Genomic DNA, 17,668 nt, shown 5'->3' with positions numbered 1-17,668 from the left:
ATCATTACTCTCGATTAATGGCTGTTATTAGCCTAGTTTCAATTAAAGTCGCTATACTGCTCGAAAGATCGAAGCCCTCAATCTCGCTCGCTTTTTCCGCGCTTTCACCAAGTGAAAAGTCATGCTGTAGATTTGTTAAGAAATTTACAGCACCAGCAGAAAGAAGGTGCATTCTGACGTTATTATCAAGCCGCCATACCAACACGTCTTCGCCATTAAGCGGAATTTGTGGCTTGGCAGAATCTACGTCGACATTGTTCCAGTTCCATATGGAAACCACTGGTGTCTCAAAGACCGCAAATGCCGTTGCAGGATGAAGTGACAGGAAAACCGATGGTAAATCTGTTTCCGAAATGTTTGTAAAAGCATCCTGTGAAACGGAGACCATATCAGCTCCATGATAAACCTGCCGTCGCAACTGTTCGAGATCGGCCACCTCAGGTAAATATACAAGATCTGCAACCGGTTCAAAATTCGAAAGGAAGTTTGGAAATTTATCACCATACAACATCAAAACAGGCGAATTTGGTGGATAACGTCGAACAAAAACCGCGGCCATAGCGCCAAAAAATTCATCTCCTACAATTTTTAAAACTGTAGGAAAGGCTGTTTTGAGGGCCGAGATAAGGCTAGAAACAACGTTATTGCGATACACGGAAAACCGTTTGCCAAGATCAATTCCATCACGAATTGCCAACTCCACAGGCGGTAGGTGTTCTGGATCTAGCAGTCCTTCAGAAAAGGATTTTTGTAATAGATTAATAGGCATTGAGGGTCTCAACGGACGGTGTTGCAGCGCCAAGGAATTGCTCAGCCTTGCGAGCTTCAGTGTTCAAAACTTCCCACGAAGGAAGGTCATTATCCCATTCGATCAGCGTGGGTACATGCCCGATGCGCCCTATCAAATTCACGTAGAGGCGCCATACGGGATCCGCTATGGCCCGATCATGGGCATCAATCAATAAAGCCGTATCGACCATATCAGGATCTTCTGCAAAGCCACCTAGATGAATTTCGCGAACCAGGCTGATCGGAAAATCAGTCAAATATTCTTGGGCATCAAAGCCAAGATTGGTTGCCGAGACATAAACATTATTTACGTCTAGCAGCAAACCACACCCAGTCCGAGAGGTCACTTCTCTTAGAAACTCGATTTCTGTAAGACTATTTTGATGGAAAGATAGGTAAAGGGAAGGGTTTTCCAAGAGCATCTGCCGGCCAAGGTAATTCTGAATTTGATCAATATGGTTGCTAACCAACTCAACCGTTTCTTCCGTGTAGGGTAGCGGAAGCAAATCGTTGAGATAATATCCACCATGACCACTCCAGGCGAGATGCTCGGAAAACAGTGCCGGTTCGTATCGATCACAAAGATCTTTCAAGCGTTTCAGGTGAGTTTGATCAAGCCCTTCCGCAGACCCAATAGATAAACCGACACCATGACAGGAAATTGGATATTCAGAGCGAAGCCTCTCAAGCATCTGGTGAGGTCGGCCGCCTGCCCCCATATAATTTTCCGCATGGATTTCAAACCAACTGGCATTGTGATTTTCAGAGAGAATTTCGTCAAAATGCGCTGACTTAAATCCAGCTCCAGCGTCCAGCACAGGTTTTGAAAGAATTTTTGATTCTGGCGCATTCATTTCCCGATCCTTAACTTGCGCTGAAGCCTGATATTGCAGTTATGAAAAGACTGCGAATACAGGGCTTCAGCGAAAAAAGTGGTGTTTTAGGCAGCAGGATCACGCTTTAATTCCGTCAATGATCCCTCACGGACATTGCCACCGCTATCCTTTGGTAATTCCATTGATAGGCAACTTCCCTTAGGGACCAGCTTCCAAGCATTCCCTTGATAATCAGCCGTTGAAGTGCCCGCACATGTCGTACCCGGGCCTGCCGCACAATCATTTTCACCAGCAAGTGAAACCCCAAAACATTTTTCTTTAGCAGCAGCTTCCACTGTATTTGCGTTCAACGCGACGGTTGACAAAGCTGCGGTCATAGCACCGGCAAGGGCAACTGCCGTCAATGTTTTTGATGCCATTATTAAGATTCCTTTAGTTAGGTTAATATACAAGTAGCTCTGATTGTAAGAGACTTAACTACTCCTACAATCAGAGACATTACTGTTGATGGACCTATTTCTGCAAGGCTTCAGGAGCCGTGTCCTTGATATCGACCCAATTGGAATTAGCCTGTACAATAAAATCTGCTTCTTCGCTTACCCAACGCTTTTGTACTGCTGGAGAAAGATTTAGATACAATTTTTTGTCGACAATCTTCCAAACGGAAGGATCGCCATCAAACTTGAAACCCATAGCTGTTCCGAATGCACAATACCCACCATACGCTGGTGCAAAAGCAACAGGATCTGCTTCAAATTCTTCCTTATTGTTTTTAGAGGCAAAACGGTAAGTAGCGCCGTTATATTCTGTCGTATATTTCAAATCTCCGGCGACAGGACCACTATCTTGAAAATAAGAAACCGGATCAAATCCGCGCATTGCAAGACCAGTAGTCGTCGCATTCACATCGTTTCCTGCAGCAAAAGCCGAAGTAAACAAAGCGGTAGATAGAGCCAAACCGATAAGAGCGGTCCGTAAGAACTTAATCATATTTATTCTCCTGTTGCGGCGATTTACGTCGCCTCTCTTTAAGCAAATAATTTTTCCGCCGGCGCATTTAGTAACGAGTTGTTTGCCAACCGATAAAAAACATATATAATTAGGAACCAATTGGTACAATACACATATTTGTGAACGGTTCGTGATGGAAAATATGCGTATGTATAAAAGCATGCAGGAGAAGGACATTGGCCAGACCAAGAGAATTTAATGTTGATGACGCGCTTGAAGGCGCTATGCAATTATTCTGGAAAAAGGGATATGGCGCGACCAACTTGCCTGATTTATTAAAGGCAATGAATATTACTCGTGGTTCTTTCTACAAAGCCTTTGGCGATAAAAAATCAGTTTATGTAGAGGCTCTCAAAAGATATGATCGACTACAAATTGGATCCGCCGTCACGATGCTGGGAGACAGTAAAGCTGGCAGTAATATGGATCGTCTCAATGCGCTTTTTTCCATTAATATAAATGATGATAATCCAAGGGAAGAAAGACGGGGATGTCTGATGTGTAACGCAATGGTCGAACTGGGACCGACAGATGCAACAGTCGCTAATCTAACCAGCAAAATGTATGCATCCATACAGAAGAGTATCTTCTCCGCGCTTTCAGAAAACACTACCTCATCAACAACGGCCGATAAAATTCTAAATGACAAATCGGTAATTTTGACCAATTTATATTTCGGGTCACATGCAATCAGTAAATCTGGTCAGCCCGCGCCAAACTGGCGTGTTATTATCAAGGCAATCGCCGGCGAAAACTAATTTTAACGGCTTTTTTTTAGATACAATTCTGTCTGCAGATGACAGGGCATGCTAATGAAGTTAAGGTCAGAAATTCCGTCAAAATCTTACAGTCAAAAAATTTAGCGCTTAAACCCGCCGAGCATAGAAATAGTCAAAAAAGAGAGAATAAATACATGCTGCAAACTAAGCGCGCATATGGCGGAATGGTCACGGCTCCTCATCACCTGGCGTCGCGCGCCGGCATTCGAGTTCTGGAAGAAGGTGGTAACGCCATAGAAGCGATGATCGCTGCAGCAGCGATGATTACTGTCGCCTATCCTCATATGAATGCCATGGGAGGAGATAATTTTTGGCTGATCCATACGCCAGGTAAAAGTGTGCAAGGGATTGACGCTTGTGGAGGAGCGGCAGCGAAAGCAGATATCGCTTATTATGAAAATCAGGGATTTAATACAATTCCGTCGCGTGGTAGCCAGGCAGCGCTGACTGTCGCAGGAGCAGTCTCCGGTTGGCAAGAAGCATACAATTTCAGCCAAAACAACTGGGGCGGAACTCTACCGATGGATCGCCTGCTCGAAGATGCAATTCATTATGCAGAGCAAGGCATTTCTGTTTCACAAACTCTTGCGAATAATGCCAAAGCTAAATTTGATGAGCTTCAGAATTCCTCCGGTTTCAAAAATACATATTTTATAGATGGAGCGCTTCCGAAAATTGGTGCGCGGTTTTGTCAGCCACGAATTGCAGAAACCCTTCGACATCTAGCTAAGTCTGGATTGGATGATTTCTATCATGGCGATACGGCACGTAAAATTGCAGCCGATCTCGAACGTGTGGGAAGCCCTTTGCGCCTGGAAGATCTTGAGCGGCACCGCGCACTTTCCATCACACCCCTCTCAGTTGACGTCGCCGGCCATAAAGTATTCAACATGCCGCCGCCTACACAGGGATTAGCATCGCTTCTGCTGCTCGGAGTTTATGAACGTCTTCAAATTCCCGAAGCAGAAACTTTCGAATACATCCACGGACTAGTTGAATCTACCAAGCGTGCCTTCAGAATTCGCGACCAACATGTTACTGATCCCGATTATATGAAGATTAGGTCGACCGAATTATTGACCGCATCACATTTGCAGAACATGGCTTCTGATATTGATATGGGTAAGGCCCTGCCATGGCCAGATGCATCGGCGAAAGGAGATACTGTTTGGTTAGGCGCTGTTGACAATCAGGGGCGTGCTGTCAGCTTTATCCAAAGTATATTCTGGGAATTTGGCTCCGGTGTAGTTCTGGACGAAACAGGAATCACCTGGCAGAACAGAGGTACCAGCTTCTCATTAGATCAAAACCATCACAATAGCCTCAAACCCTTACGTCGGCCGTTCCACACCATCCAACCGGCATTGGCACAATTAAAAGACGGCCGAGTTATGCCATTCGGAACAATGGGCGGTGAAGGTCAGCCTCAAACACAGGCAATGGTCTTCAGTCGGCATGTTCTTTATGGTCAGGACTTACAAAAAGCTATCTCGGCCCCCCGATGGCTCTTGGGTCGGACCTGGGGTGCAGAGACTTCGAACCTTCGGATCGAAAATCGCATTGCGCCCAACGTTATTCAACAATTGAAAGAGGCGGGTCATGATCTGGAGGTGATCGGTGCATATGATGAAGTGATGGGACATGCCGGTGCTTTAGTTCATCATCCCGATGGCCTTATTGAGGGCGCAGCAGATCCTCGCAGTGATGGGTCGGCTCTTGGATTTTAAAGGCGGAATTTCAACCGTATAGACATCGTCATTATCTCACTAATCTTCCTCGGTAGCTGATTAAATCGGGCTTAATCAGCTTAGAAGGTCTGCCGTATTCATAAAAACAAGAGTAGACTCCAAATCTATGACACCGGCATCGGAGCCTAATCCGGATGCCACAAGGCCAGAGGTCGCCGTTCCAAGGCGGCAGGCATCCTCTAGGCCATAATTCATGCTCATGCCAGCAATAAAACCACCGCAGTAACTATCACCGCAACCCGTCGTATCCTCAACTATCACTTTGTACGCTGGAATTCGAAATTCGGCGTCCGATGTTTTTATAAAGGAACCCTTAGAGCCCCACTTAAAAATACAATTTGAAGCCCCGAGATCCATAAAATACTGCGCAATATCACCGGGATCTTTTAAGCCGGACATTTCCGCAGCTTCTTCCATCGATGGCATAAAATAATCCACATAAGGCAATAGATCTCGCAATTTACCAACCGTATCTTCTTCAGGGGCAATCAGATCGAATGTCGTTGTCAGCCCCTTGGATTTGGCATACTGGAGAAGTTTCGCTCCCTGCCCCGTTTCCATAGCTCTAATAAATCCTGTTCCGCCATAATGTAAAAACCTGGCGTCACAAACATCATCGAACAATTCATCACCAACAAACAAATAATCTGAAGCGCCACGAGAATGCAAACACGGACGGTCCCCGTTCGGGCGAATTGTCAGTATCGTAGAAGATGTCTGGGCCCTATTGGTGCGCTGTGTCAAAGAACAATCCAGTCCTAATTTTTCACATGCTTGAAGAACAAAATCCCCTTTTTCATCATCCCCTATGCAAGAGACAAGAGACGAACTAATTCCGAGTTTAGCAGCATTGAGAGCCGCACCAGATGCGGTACCTGCAGGGTTCAATCTGATCTCATCAATAAAGGCCAGCCCCCCACCCTCCGGAAGGTCGGGTACCGGGCGACCGGATATGTCCAGCGTCGCAAATCCTACGAAAACAGCCTCAAATTTTGGCATAAAAACCACATATAAATTTTAAACAGATAGAGAATATTAGCCAGATGCAGATTGTTTGCAAGTTGGACATTGATTAGTTTGATTTCAAATCAAAGAGAATTTCCACACCAATCAAGTCTTAGTCCATCATTGCACCATAGACCCAGTTTCTGATCCTAGGGCGATATAAGGATCTTCTGTTTGGTTGCTGCATCATGAAGACAATAATCAACTCCTGAACTGGATCGATCCAGAAATATGTTCCTGCATAACCTCCCCACCAATAGCTCCCTTTTGATCCCGCCGCAAACCCCTGATCAGTAAGTCTTATGGCAAAACCAAAACCAAAACCATTTGCATCGGTGAGGAGGTCGTAGTTACCAGGGCGCACATCACCAAGTTGATCCTGCGTCATCATGGTAACTGTTTCGTCTTTTAGGATACGTGTGCCCTCGTATATACCGCCATTCAGCATCATACTGCTGAAAATAAGATAATCATCAGCAGTCGACATCAGTCCGCCACCTCCTGAATGCAATTTGGGTTCTTTGAGCGGATTAGACAGTCCTTTAAATTGCGGCTCCACAATTCTGTCTCTTTTTTCGCCAGCAACATAAAACGCGGTATCAACCATTCCCAAAGGATCAAGTATTTCCTTCTTCAGAAATTGATCCAATCTTTTGCCGGAGACGACTTCAATGACGCGACCGAGAACATCAGTCGAATGGCTGTACTCCCACGCAGTGCCCGGCTGATGCTCTAGCGGAAGGGCCGCCAACAAATCCACCATTTCTGTTGTTGTTTGAGTCACATCACGTAAGTCAACCTTTCGGTATTCAGTTCGGACTTCAGTATCGCCAAAAAACCCATAAACGATCCCGGAGGTATGACGAAGAAGGTCTGCAATAGTGATCAGGTTGTCTGGGGCATAGAGATCTCCCAGTTCCATAACTTTGGTATCTGCAAAGGCGGGAATGAATTTAGAAACTGGATCATCAAGTTGAATTTTTCCTTGCTCGAACAACATCATAATACCAACCGTCGTAATTGGCTTGGTCATGGAATAAATTCGGAATAAATCGTCTGTTTTCAACGGTCCGGGTACAGCACCTCGCCCCCGCGTGCCGAAGGCTTTATAATAAGCAAGTTTGCCATGACGCATCACTGCTACTGTGGCACCCGAAATAATCCCATTGTCAATGTCCTCTTGGATATTAGTATCAATAATTTCCAATTTCTCGGAAGAAAGCCCTACTTTTTCTGGTGGCGTAATGTCCGTCGCGAAAACAGTATTTGAAAACGCAAAAAGAGTAATCAATGCTGTATAAAATTGTATTTTCATATTCTCTCTTATTGTTTGATCCGTATTTCTGGATACTGATTTTACACTAGTTTTTTTAGTAAGGATTAAGTGAAATATTCTAGTTCGTTCGATATAATTCTTTATTTTCATCTGCCAAATTGAGTAACAAGTGTAAAGTCTCCCCGAGAATACAGTATGCAGATTGTATAACTCAAAAACAGCCCGTATATTATTCTAACCGCACTGGATGGTGGCGCAGAAACCTTACTTCGTAATTTTACCCGGAATAGAATTGTAGACTTAATATGGATATTATTGTTTTAGGTGCGGCCGCAGGTGGCGGATTCCCACAATGGAATTGCAACTGTTCCGTATGCGCGATGGCACGCCAATTTCCCGACAAAGCCATTCCCAGAACTCAATCCTCCCTCGCAATCAATATTGACGGCCACAAAAAGAAATGGGTGCTACTTAACGCGTCTCCAGATTTGAGACAGCAGATAAACGACAACAGACAGCTCTGGCCTGATGCGACTACCAGTAGAGGGACAGGCATTGCCGGTACGATTCTAACGAACGGTGATGTAGATCATATCTGCGGGTTGGTGAATTTGCGCGAAAGCCAGAAACTAAACCTTTATGCAACGCAGCGAATATTGACAGCTTTGTCCGATAACACGGTGTTCGATGTGCTTAATCCGAAATTTGTCGAGCGTCACCGGATCACGCTAGATGAAGCCTTCTTACCACTTGACCCCGAAGAAGGCGAAACAAACATTTCCGTTCTTCCCTTTGCGGTACCCGGAAAAGTCGCGCTTTACTTGGAAGATGAGAAATCAGGTAAAAATTTTGGAAGTCGACCTGAAGATACAATTGGACTGGAAATTCGATCTCTGTCAACGGATCAGCGCTTCTTTTATGTTCCTGGCTGCGCTGCGATGACACCAGACCTTGCCGATCGCCTACGAGATGCCGACCTGGTGTTCTTCGACGGAACCCTTTGGCGAGATGATGAAATGATCAATGCTGGCGTCGGCATAAAAACCGGAAAACGAATGGGGCATATGAGTATGGCCGGGTCAGAAGGATCGCTCGCGGCTTTGGCCAATCTCAATATTAAAAGAAAAATATTTGTTCATATCAACAATACCAACCCAGTACTGATAGAAAATTCACACGAGAGGCGAGAAGCCGAAAATGCTGGTTGGGAAATTAGCTTTGATGGAATGGAAGTTAAACTATGAGTAGGATTTCCGCGACAACAAAAAAAATTACTGAAGCTTTGAGTGCCGATGCATTAGAGGCCCGTTTGTACGAAATTGGGGCCGAACGCTATCACAATTTACATCCATTTCATGAGCTCCTGCACACCGGTGCATTAACTCGCGGACAAGTGCAAGCCTGGGCCCTCAACCGATATTGTTATCAGGCGGCCATACCCATGAAAGATGCTTCCCTCATGGGCCGCATCGAGGACCGGGAGTTACGAAAACAATGGCTGCACCGGGTGACCGACCATGACGGATATGAGGAAGACGAAGGCGGTATCATGCGATGGCTCATTTTAACCGACGGGCTTGGACTAGATCGGGACTACGTAATTTCTCGCGAGGGCGCTCTACCTGCTGTCCGTTTTGCTGTGGAGGCATATATACGGTATGTTCGCGAACAGCCATTGTTACAGGCAATCGCTTCTTCCTTGACTGAGTTATTCGCACCAAAAATTCACCGCGACCGGATTGCCGGCATGCTCAAAAACTACGATTTCATAGATGATAGGCTCATGAGTTATGGGACACGGCGACTTAATCAAGCCCCGGTTGATGCTGAATTTGCCCTGAAATATGTACGGCAGAATGCGGTCCGGGCTGACCAGCAGCAACAGGTAATTGACGCACTTCTATTTAAACTAAATGTACTTTGGATACAGCTTGACGCTCTCCATCTGGCGTATGTTGAGCCAAAATTTATCCCGCCAGGTGCTTTCATTCCGGAGGGTTAACCAACATCCGATTTCCGCGACATACTCTACATCTAAGAAAAACTACTTATAGAGCAGTAATATCATTGTTGATTAATGTAAGAATTGTGCTTAGAGTTAAATCACCTTAGTAAAATAAAAGATTTGGGAGACAAAAATGAGCTGGAATAAACCCAAAATTGTTGAAATTGCCGTAGGCATGGAAATCAACTGCTACGCCTGCGCTGAAGACTAACAAAAAATTGTTGTAGGTTGCGACTGATAATACACGCTAGAAACAGTGTTTCTAGCGGTGTTTTTCTGTGAGGTGATCAGATTGAATTCTGCCGATATTACAAATGACAGTTGCCCGAAACTCGCGGCAGGTGTCCGGCTGAAATTCGACGACACAAGAAAGACTTGGACGATACTCGCTCCTGAGCGCGTATTCATGCTGGACGAAATTGCCGGGGAGATTTTATTGGGGTGCGACGGCAAAAATTTCTCAGAGCTCATTGATCTTCTTCTTATCAAATTTGATGCACCGAGACTTGAGGTTGAAAAAGACGTAAAAGACGTTCTTGCCAACCTTGTTGTCAAAGGGGTGCTGGACATATGAATACGATTGATCCACCGCTCGCTCTTTTAGCCGAACTAACTCATCGCTGCCCTCTTAGTTGCCCTTATTGCTCTAACCCTTTGGAGATGGATGCCCGTTCTGCCGAACTCGATACAGAAACCTGGTGTCGTGTCCTAACAGAAGCAAAAGAAATTGGGGCATTACAAGTACATTTTTCTGGCGGGGAGCCTACATTGCGCCCTGATCTGGCGGATCTAATCGCACATGCAGATAAAATTGGCCTCTACTGCAATCTGATTACGGCCGCTGTTTCTTTGACAGAAAAACGACTGGAAAGTTTGAAAGACGCTGGTCTCGCACACGTCCAAATTAGTTTTCAGGGAACAGACACTGAAATTGCGGATCGGATTGCTGGTTACAAAGGAGCTTTCGAACGCAAAACGGAAGCTGCTGCACGTGTTATCAACGCGGGCCTCGCGCTTACTTTAAACGCGGTAATTAATAGACATAATGTCGAGCAACTTCCAGATTTTTTTAAAATGGCAGCGCGACTGAAAGCTCGGCGTCTAGAAGTAGCGCATGTGCAATATTACGGTTGGGCCCTGAAAAACCGGGCTGCGCTCCTACCCAGTAGAGCGCAGGTTGAACGGACCACACAGCTGGTTGAAGACGCACGCCAAGAGTATGAGGGGAAAATGGTGATCGACTACGTTGTTCCCGATTACTATGCTCGCCGACCGAAAAGCTGCATGAATGGATGGGCTCGGCGGTTTTTCAATATTACGCCGGCTGGAAAGGTTCTGCCTTGCCATGCGGCAGAAACCATACCGCATTTGTCGTTTCCGACGGTCCATGATGGATCTCTTTTGGACATATGGCATAATGATCCTGCATTTAATGCTTATCGTGGTACGGACTGGATGCCAGAAACCTGCCAGAAATGTGACAACCGGGAAATTGACTGGGGCGGGTGTCGCTGTCAGGCAATGGCATTGACAGGTGATGCCGCGAATATGGATCCGGTTTGCGAACTATCCCCGTTTAAGGATAAAGTCCTTGAAATCGCAAAAAATGATGCTGGCGGGGAAGCGCCTGAGTTCATTTATCGAGTTTCACCTAGTTTATCAAAAGAGAACGCTTCCGGCAGCCCTGATAGAAATACGGACTGATAATTCCATGATGCGCGTTGGTTTCATTGCACTTGCTTGTTTAATCTCTCTGTCCAACCTGAGCTATGCGGACAACCACCTTAAATCCGTGAAAGTAGCTGTTCTAAAATTCGGAACTGTTATGTGGGAGCTGGAGACAATTAAGCGATATGGTCTAGACACACGTCATAATTTCAAACTTGAAATTCAACCTGTCGCAAACAAGCAGGCCGCGGCTGTGATGTTGCAAGCTGGCGAGACTGATGCGATTGTCAGTGACTGGATCTGGGCGGCGCGTCAATGGGACATCCGACCATTTGTCGTTCTTCCTTATTCTAAATCAGTCGGCGGCGTAATGATTAGGGGCGAAAGTATAAAAACTATCACCGACCTCAAGGGAAAACGAATTGCCATTGCCGGTGGACCCCTCGACAAGAATTGGATAATGCTGCAAGCCGTCGCACTAAGCCAATATGGTTTCAACCTTGCGGAATCGGCAGATGTAGTTTTTGCGGCACCACCACTCATTCATCGGAAAATGTTAGACGGCGAATTTGATGCAGAAATCAATTTCTGGCCGTATTTGGCGAGATCGAGAGCAAATGGACTCAAATTCCTGACGACTACCAAACAATTAAGTAATTCAGCCAATTTAAGTGCAGAAGTGCCGTTACTAGCTTATGTTTTTAAGCAGGGCTGGGCAGCAAAAAACCCAGATCTTGTCAGATCATTCTTTTTAAGCTCACAAGAAGCAAAAACTTTATTGCAACAGGATGAGGCTGCTTGGCTGGCACTCAAACCAACGATGAAGGTGAATAACGAACGTGAATTTGTTGCCTTGCGCAACGGGTTTATTGAAGGCATCCCTTCTACGAGGGAATGGCCCCACATATCAAAAATGTTGTCCTGGATAACCTTCTTGAGAAACAATGGTGGCGAAAAATTGGTTGGAACCAGCAAGACACTCGCGCCAGAAATGTTTTTGTCAATCAATGAGTAAAACGACGCCTCCTTTCTTAAAAAATCACACACAGAGAAGATCCCATACTCTTCCAAATCGAAACTGGCTATATTTTCCTACATCTATTGTTCTTTTCCTCATAATTTGGCAAATTTTTTCTTGGTTTGTCGCCAGCGACTTATTTCCAAGCCCAGTTGCCGTAGCACAAACAATCATCCAAAAATCTCTCTATGGCGGTTTGATTAAAGATGTTTCCATAACATTGGCGCGGGTCGCGGCCGCGTTCTTTTTCGCCATGGCAATTGGTTGCTTTATCGGTGTGCTTCTTGGACTAAAAAAACGCAGTGATTTGTTTTTTGACAGTTGGTTGATTATTGCTCTCAATCTGCCTGCGCTCGTAATTATAGTTCTTTGCTATATCTGGTTTGGTTTAACTGAAGTCGCGGCCATTACTGCCGTAGCCATTAATAAAATCCCCCTTGTTGCGGTCATTATGCGCGAAGGAACGCGTGCTCTTGATCCCAAGCTTACCGAAATGGCGCAACTCTACAGATATTCGAAAATGCGCACTTTGAGAGATCTGATTTCCCCGCAACTTGCTCCCTATGCGGCTGCTTCAGCGCGCACCGGCCTCGCGTTAATTTGGAAAATCGTGCTTGTGGTCGAATTACTTGGCAGACCCAACGGGATCGGATTTCAAATACAGCTAAATTTTCAATTGTTTGATATCACGGCCATTCTCGCTTACGCCTTTGCTTTTCTGATTGTCATTCAACTGATTGAAGCTTTTGTTATCAAGCCTTGGGAGCGCCACGCAAATCGCTGGCGTGCCATCTGAACAATGAAAATAGAGATAGAAAGTAAAAGATTTACCAATAAACAGATATTCTCGAATTTTGATTTGGTCCTGAAAGAGTCGGAATTCTTAGCAATCTCCGGCCCATCAGGCTGCGGCAAAACTACTCTATTAAGGCTGGTTGCAGGGCTGGATACGGATGCACAGGTGAGAATTTCCGGTTTGATCAACCGCGTTGGCTTTGTGTTTCAGGAACCTCGGCTTTTACCATGGCGCACCATAAGAGAAAATCTACGATTGGTATGCGCCGATTCAGAGGCGGGGAGAGAGCAGGCTGATTTGGCGCTGCAGACCGTAAATTTGTGGCAAGAACGTGATGAATTTCCAGACGCCCTATCGCTTGGCATGAAACGACGGGTCGAATTAGCGCGCGCAATTGCCGTTAAGCCAGACTTAATATTATTGGATGAACCGTTCGTCTCACTGGATCCAGCATCCGCCAAAGAACTACAAGAGCTGCTCTTAACTGTATGGGAAACAGAAAAGCCGAAAATTATTATGGTGTCTCACAATCTCGAGGAATGCCTCTCCTTGGCAGATCGCATCGTTTTATTGGAAGGCCAACCCGCAAAAATTATGAATAGCGTCACCATTGATCAAACCAGGAACCAACGAGACGCAAGCTGGATAACCAGCCAGATGGTCACCCTCAAAGCTTCCTCAACATTCTGACGTGAACTTTACGGGCGTGTTACAATACCCCAAGGAAACCGTCCGACCTTGATAGTTTTGATTACCTTTAATTCCTCGACATCTATGACGGACACATCTCCACTTACGCCATTGGTTGTCAGCAAGTATTTTTCGTCCGGCGTAAAATCCATGTGCCATACGCGACGGCCAACCAAAAGATACTCTTCAACGTCAAAACTCTCGGTGTTCACAACCGCAATTCGATTTGCTGGACCCAATGCAACAAACGCCCATTTTCCATTTGAAGACAACCGAATGCCGACGGGCTGAACCCGTCCATCCTCGATGCCAACTACAGAAAATGATATTTTTTCGATGATTTTTTTACTTTGAACGTCGATTATTGAAACGGTGCCGCCGATTTCCGAAGAAACCCAAAGCCGCTGGCCATCTGGAGAAAATTCCGCATGACGCGGACGTTGGTCAACAAGTGTATTTTCGACAACACTCATCTTATCGGTGTCGATCCAATGCACCATATTTGTTGTTTCTGAAGTATTTACCGCCCATTTTCCATCCGGGCTTATAGCCATTCCCTCAGGCTCGACACCAACCTCAATCTCATTTATTGCCTTGCCGGTTTCAACGTCAACGACCGTGGTCATATTATCGTCTTCGTTCGCAATAAAAAGCCTCTTACCGTCAGGGTGTAGTGCGAATTGCTCTGGATCATCCCCGGATGGGAGTTCCTGAATTATTTGGTTTGTTGTCAAGTCGAGAACCTGAACTGTATCGCTGTCCGACGCGCAGATATATAGTTTGGATCGGTCCTTTGATAACAAGATAGCGCGAGGGCGCTTTCCAACTCTAAGGGTTTCTATTACGTCAAAGGTTTTCAGATCGATTACTGAAATACTGTCGTCTTTTTCATTGGATACATATGCCGTTTGGCTCCAGGCTGACCCGGTCAGAAATCCGAGGGCAAGGACAAACCCTATAACCCCCAAGCCCATGTTATTCGATTTTGGGTATATGCTTTTCATTTCGTCGCCCCTAGGAAGTTTTTAACGCGATGTAGATTTATACCGTAAATTTCATCGATTTGGACTAACAATTTTTCCTGTTATCCAATTATCGAATTAAATTCAAATTCTTCGGACACTTTTTTGGATGGTAACTTTTTTGAACTCAAACACATCCAAGGAAAATCATCAATGAGCAGTAATAAATTATGTGAGAGCCAGCAGTTGTTTGACAAAAACACCCCAAGTCTTATCTTGAGCACTCAAGCTATGGCCAAAAGGAATATGAAATGATTGAGAGATGCTCAGTGCCCTTTATGCTTGGACGAGCCCTATGTCTCGTTTTTTCACTTTTTGTTTTTATGGCTATTTTTATTACCGATGCCGGGGCCAACCCGTCAGTTACGCTGCATTACATTGAGCGGGTTATTGACCGCCCTCCTGTTCTGTCAAATTTACATGCTATGCCTGAGGATCAAGGGCTAATTGGTGCACGGCTCGGTGTCGCAGATGTCAACGCCACGGGTAAATTCACCAATCACGAAATCAATCTGATTGAGCATATTCTCCACCCAGAAGATAGCCTTGCTGATCTTGCCAAGGATATAAATGCGGAAAGCATGCTGATTATTGCCAACCTTCCTGTAGATGACCTTCTTGAACTCGCAAATTTCCCGTGGAAAAACGATGTTGTGATTATCAATACCATTGAAAAAGACAATTCCCTGAGATCGGAGAAATGTCACCAAAATGTTCTTCATACGATTCCAAGCCGTGCAATGCTGAGTGATTCTTTGGCTCAATTTCTGTTATTAAAACGCTGGCAAAAATGGTTTCTCATAGAGGGCGGACAAGTGGGAGACCAACAATTTGCATCGGCCCTTCGCAATTCCGCCAAAAAATTTGGAGCGGAAATAGTAGGCGATAAAAAGTGGCTATTTGATGCGGACATGCGTCGCAATGCCCAATCCGAAGTCCCGCCATTTACGCAGGGCTCAGAGTATGACGTTGTTGTTGTTGCCGATGAATCCGGCGACTTCGGTGACTATTTATTGTATCACACATGGTATCCCCGGCCGGTGGTCGGAACTCAAGGCATGTTCCCAGTTGCCTGGCATCCTGTTGTAGAGCAGTATGGCGCTACTCAGCTTCAAAACCGCTTCAAAAAATTGGCAAAAAGACCTATGAACGACGTTGATTACGCAGCCTGGCTCGCAGTTTCTTCTGTAGGAGAAGCCATAATCAGAGGAAACAAAAAATCGGCGTCTGATATAAAAACATATCTGCTCTCAGACGCTTTTCGCGTGGCGGCGTTTAAGGGCCGTGCGCTAACTTTTCGGCCTTGGTCAGGGCAGATGCGACAACCGATCCCGCTCGTACATCGCGGCGCAGTTGTCTCAATGTCTCCGCAACCGGGATTTTTGCATCAAAGAACCGAGCTAGATACTTTGGGGCTTGATACAAACAATGTCGCAAGATGCGGGGAAGAATAAATTGAATACAGGTATAGAAGTCAATAATCTCTCGTATGACTACGGATCGAAAAAAGCGCTCGATGACATTACTTTTTCCGCCGTATCCGGAAAATTTACGGCTCTTTTAGGTCCAAATGGCGCCGGAAAGTCAACTTTATATCATCTGCTAACACGCATCATGAAATTGCAGACTGGCCAAATACGTATTTTTGGCAATGATCTGAGAAAATCCCCCCTACCTGCAATGGCTTCTATGGGGATCGTCTTTCAACAACAAACGCTGGATCTTGATTTAACCATACGGCAAAACTTAAAATATTTTGCTGCATTACATGGTTTGCCTGCCGGAAACCTGGAAAGCAATATAACGGAGCGTTTAAAATCATTAGATATTGAAGAAAGAGGCGATGAAAAAGTTCGCACTCTCAACGGAGGGCATCGACGCCGGGCGGAGATCGCCCGTGCACTCTTGCATAACCCCCGCATCCTTCTGCTTGATGAACCGACGGTTGGACTTGATGTCCCAAGCCGTAAAGCAATAGTTGATTATGTTCATATGCTTTGCCGTGAGCAACAGTTGACCGTACTTTGGGCCACTCATTTGGTTGACGAAGTCATGCAAGAAGATGACCTCATCATACTGCATCAAGGAAAAATACGCGCAAATGGAAACGTCTCCACGTTATCCAAAGAACATGAATGCTCGACCGTAGACGACCTCTTCAGAAAACTTGTTATGTCTGGAGAAAAAGCATGACGAATAACGATATCAGCCTATCCCGGCAATCAGTATTAGCGACCTATTTCAGATGCATGAAAGGTGTCGTTTGGAGAGAAGGCCTTCGGTTTTTCCAGCAACGAGGACGTTTGATAGCAGCTCTAGTGCGCCCGCTGGTATGGCTGCTTATATTTGCCGCTGGATTTCGTGCAACGCTGGGTTTGTCAATTATTCCCCCTTACGAGACCTATATTCTTTACGACGTGTATATTGTTCCAGGCCTTGTTGGGATGATACAAATGTTTAATGGCATGCAAAGCTCGCTCTCACTGGTATATGACCGGGAAATGGGGAGCATGAAAGTTCTCATGACCAGCCCCCTTCCCCGATGGTATCTGCTAACCTGCAAACTCCTGGCAGGATGCCTCGTTTCGCTATTACAAGTATATGCCTTCCTTTTGGTAGCTTATTTATTCGGAATTGAACTCCCTCTATTGGGGTATTTGGCAGTGCTACCTGTTTTAATTGTCACGGGCTTAATGTTGGGCGCTGTAGGAATGCTACTTTCCACATTTGTCAAACAATTGGAAAATTTTGCTGGCGTAATGAATTTCGTAATATTTCCCGCGTTTTTTCTTTCCAGCGCCTTATATCCGCTTTGGAAAATGAAGGAATCCAGCGAACTTCTATACTGGCTTTGCACCTTTAATCCATTTACTTATGCAGTTGAATTTCTTCGGTTCAGCCTTTATTTAAAATTTAGCTTACCGGCTGCGGGATGGACATTCTTCTGTCTAGCATTATTCCTTGGCGCAGCTATATGGGCATATGATCCAAAACGAGGACTTGGGGGTGCCGGTCGCGGCTAAAC

At 45.4% G+C, this 17,668-nt stretch carries 20 protein-coding genes; 13 read left to right on the top strand and 7 right to left on the bottom strand.

The window, feature by feature from the left end; all coding sequences use genetic code 11:
• Window positions 1–4: 4 nt before the first annotated feature.
• The 4 genes from V7723_RS03535 to V7723_RS03520 all read right to left on the bottom strand — a co-directional run bounded on the left by V7723_RS03535 (window position 5) and on the right by V7723_RS03520 (window position 2,615).
• Window positions 5–769, bottom strand: coding sequence for a DNA-binding domain-containing protein (locus V7723_RS03535; RefSeq protein WP_335683052.1), 765 nt, complete (start codon window positions 767–769; stop codon window positions 5–7).
• Window positions 759–1,643 (bottom strand): MNIO family bufferin maturase, encoded by an 885-nt coding sequence (gene bufB / locus V7723_RS03530; RefSeq protein WP_335683051.1) that lies wholly within the window; start codon window positions 1,641–1,643, stop codon window positions 759–761. Before bufB ends, V7723_RS03535 begins: the two co-directional genes overlap by 11 nt.
• Before the next feature lie 86 nt (window positions 1,644–1,729).
• A complete protein-coding gene (locus tag V7723_RS03525) occupies window positions 1,730–2,044 on the bottom strand; it encodes a BufA1 family periplasmic bufferin-type metallophore (protein ID WP_335683050.1) in 315 nt (104 codons plus the stop codon).
• Between the two features lie 94 nt (window positions 2,045–2,138).
• Window positions 2,139–2,615: a YHS domain-containing (seleno)protein gene (locus V7723_RS03520; protein ID WP_335683049.1), complete on the bottom strand. Its 477-nt coding sequence runs from the start codon at window positions 2,613–2,615 to the stop codon at window positions 2,139–2,141.
• A 197-nt stretch (window positions 2,616–2,812) separates the two neighbouring features.
• On the opposite strand from V7723_RS03520, the gene V7723_RS03515 reads away from it, so the two are divergent.
• Complete coding sequence (locus V7723_RS03515) at window positions 2,813–3,394, top strand: TetR/AcrR family transcriptional regulator (RefSeq protein WP_335683048.1); 582 nt, start codon at window positions 2,813–2,815, stop codon at window positions 3,392–3,394.
• A gap of 155 nt (window positions 3,395–3,549) precedes the next feature.
• Entirely contained in the window at window positions 3,550–5,142 is a 1,593-nt protein-coding gene (locus V7723_RS03510) for a gamma-glutamyltransferase family protein (protein WP_335683047.1), read from the top strand.
• Window positions 5,143–5,217: 75 nt separating this feature from the next.
• Here the strand turns inward: V7723_RS03510 and V7723_RS03505 are convergent, their stop codons facing one another.
• Together V7723_RS03505 and V7723_RS03500 are read right to left on the bottom strand one after the other, a co-directional pair.
• Complete coding sequence (locus V7723_RS03505; RefSeq protein ID WP_335683046.1) at window positions 5,218–6,162, bottom strand: carbohydrate kinase family protein; 945 nt, start codon at window positions 6,160–6,162, stop codon at window positions 5,218–5,220.
• A 118-nt stretch (window positions 6,163–6,280) separates the two neighbouring features.
• Window positions 6,281–7,483, bottom strand: coding sequence for a serine hydrolase domain-containing protein (locus V7723_RS03500; RefSeq protein WP_335683045.1), 1,203 nt, complete (start codon window positions 7,481–7,483; stop codon window positions 6,281–6,283).
• Window positions 7,484–7,749: 266 nt separating this feature from the next.
• Here V7723_RS03500 and pqqB point away from each other — a divergent pair, with 266 nt between their 5' ends.
• The 8 genes from pqqB to V7723_RS03460 all read left to right on the top strand — a co-directional run bounded on the left by pqqB (window position 7,750) and on the right by V7723_RS03460 (window position 13,621).
• Entirely contained in the window at window positions 7,750–8,688 is a 939-nt protein-coding gene (gene pqqB / locus V7723_RS03495) for a pyrroloquinoline quinone biosynthesis protein PqqB (RefSeq protein ID WP_335683044.1), read from the top strand.
• A complete protein-coding gene (pqqC, locus tag V7723_RS03490) occupies window positions 8,685–9,446 on the top strand; it encodes a pyrroloquinoline-quinone synthase PqqC (RefSeq protein WP_335683043.1) in 762 nt (253 codons plus the stop codon). Before pqqB ends, pqqC begins: the two co-directional genes overlap by 4 nt.
• 136 nt (window positions 9,447–9,582) lie before the next feature.
• Window positions 9,583–9,660: a pyrroloquinoline quinone precursor peptide PqqA gene (gene pqqA / locus V7723_RS03485; RefSeq protein ID WP_251938092.1), complete on the top strand. Its 78-nt coding sequence runs from the start codon at window positions 9,583–9,585 to the stop codon at window positions 9,658–9,660.
• Between the two features lie 81 nt (window positions 9,661–9,741).
• Complete coding sequence (gene pqqD, locus V7723_RS03480; RefSeq protein ID WP_335683042.1) at window positions 9,742–10,023, top strand: pyrroloquinoline quinone biosynthesis peptide chaperone PqqD; 282 nt, start codon at window positions 9,742–9,744, stop codon at window positions 10,021–10,023.
• Window positions 10,020–11,153: a pyrroloquinoline quinone biosynthesis protein PqqE gene (pqqE, locus tag V7723_RS03475; protein ID WP_335683041.1), complete on the top strand. Its 1,134-nt coding sequence runs from the start codon at window positions 10,020–10,022 to the stop codon at window positions 11,151–11,153. Before pqqD ends, pqqE begins: the two co-directional genes overlap by 4 nt.
• The gene (locus V7723_RS03470; RefSeq protein WP_335683040.1) at window positions 11,041–12,132 is read left to right on the top strand and encodes an ABC transporter substrate-binding protein; all 1,092 of its coding nucleotides are present in this window, start codon (window positions 11,041–11,043) and stop codon (window positions 12,130–12,132) included. Before pqqE ends, V7723_RS03470 begins: the two co-directional genes overlap by 113 nt.
• Window positions 12,125–12,931 (top strand): ABC transporter permease, encoded by an 807-nt coding sequence (locus V7723_RS03465; protein ID WP_335683039.1) that lies wholly within the window; start codon window positions 12,125–12,127, stop codon window positions 12,929–12,931. Before V7723_RS03470 ends, V7723_RS03465 begins: the two co-directional genes overlap by 8 nt.
• A gap of 3 nt (window positions 12,932–12,934) precedes the next feature.
• Entirely contained in the window at window positions 12,935–13,621 is a 687-nt protein-coding gene (locus V7723_RS03460; protein WP_335683038.1) for an ABC transporter ATP-binding protein, read from the top strand.
• Between the two features lie 8 nt (window positions 13,622–13,629).
• On the opposite strand, the gene V7723_RS03455 is transcribed toward V7723_RS03460, so the two are convergent.
• Window positions 13,630–14,595, bottom strand: coding sequence for a YVTN family beta-propeller repeat protein (locus V7723_RS03455; RefSeq protein WP_443024179.1), 966 nt, complete (start codon window positions 14,593–14,595; stop codon window positions 13,630–13,632).
• Window positions 14,596–14,894: 299 nt separating this feature from the next.
• Here V7723_RS03455 and V7723_RS03450 point away from each other — a divergent pair, with 299 nt between their 5' ends.
• The 3 genes from V7723_RS03450 to V7723_RS03440 are packed head-to-tail and all read left to right on the top strand — an operon-like array spanning window position 14,895 to window position 17,666.
• A complete protein-coding gene (locus V7723_RS03450) occupies window positions 14,895–16,097 on the top strand; it encodes an ABC transporter substrate-binding protein (protein ID WP_335683036.1) in 1,203 nt (400 codons plus the stop codon).
• Window positions 16,072–16,836: an ABC transporter ATP-binding protein gene (locus tag V7723_RS03445; protein ID WP_443024175.1), complete on the top strand. Its 765-nt coding sequence runs from the start codon at window positions 16,072–16,074 to the stop codon at window positions 16,834–16,836. Before V7723_RS03450 ends, V7723_RS03445 begins: the two co-directional genes overlap by 26 nt.
• A complete protein-coding gene (locus tag V7723_RS03440; protein ID WP_335683034.1) occupies window positions 16,833–17,666 on the top strand; it encodes an ABC transporter permease in 834 nt (277 codons plus the stop codon). The genes V7723_RS03445 and V7723_RS03440 overlap by 4 nt, the downstream gene beginning before the upstream one ends.
• The last annotated feature ends 2 nt before the right edge of the window (window positions 17,667–17,668 follow it).

The sequence above is a fragment of the Sneathiella sp. genome (assembly GCF_036960985.1).
In the GTDB taxonomy this organism is placed as follows: domain Bacteria; phylum Pseudomonadota; class Alphaproteobacteria; order Sneathiellales; family Sneathiellaceae; genus Sneathiella.
The sequence above is the reverse complement of the archived record's forward strand: the minus strand, read 5'-3'. Positions and strand labels throughout refer to the sequence as shown.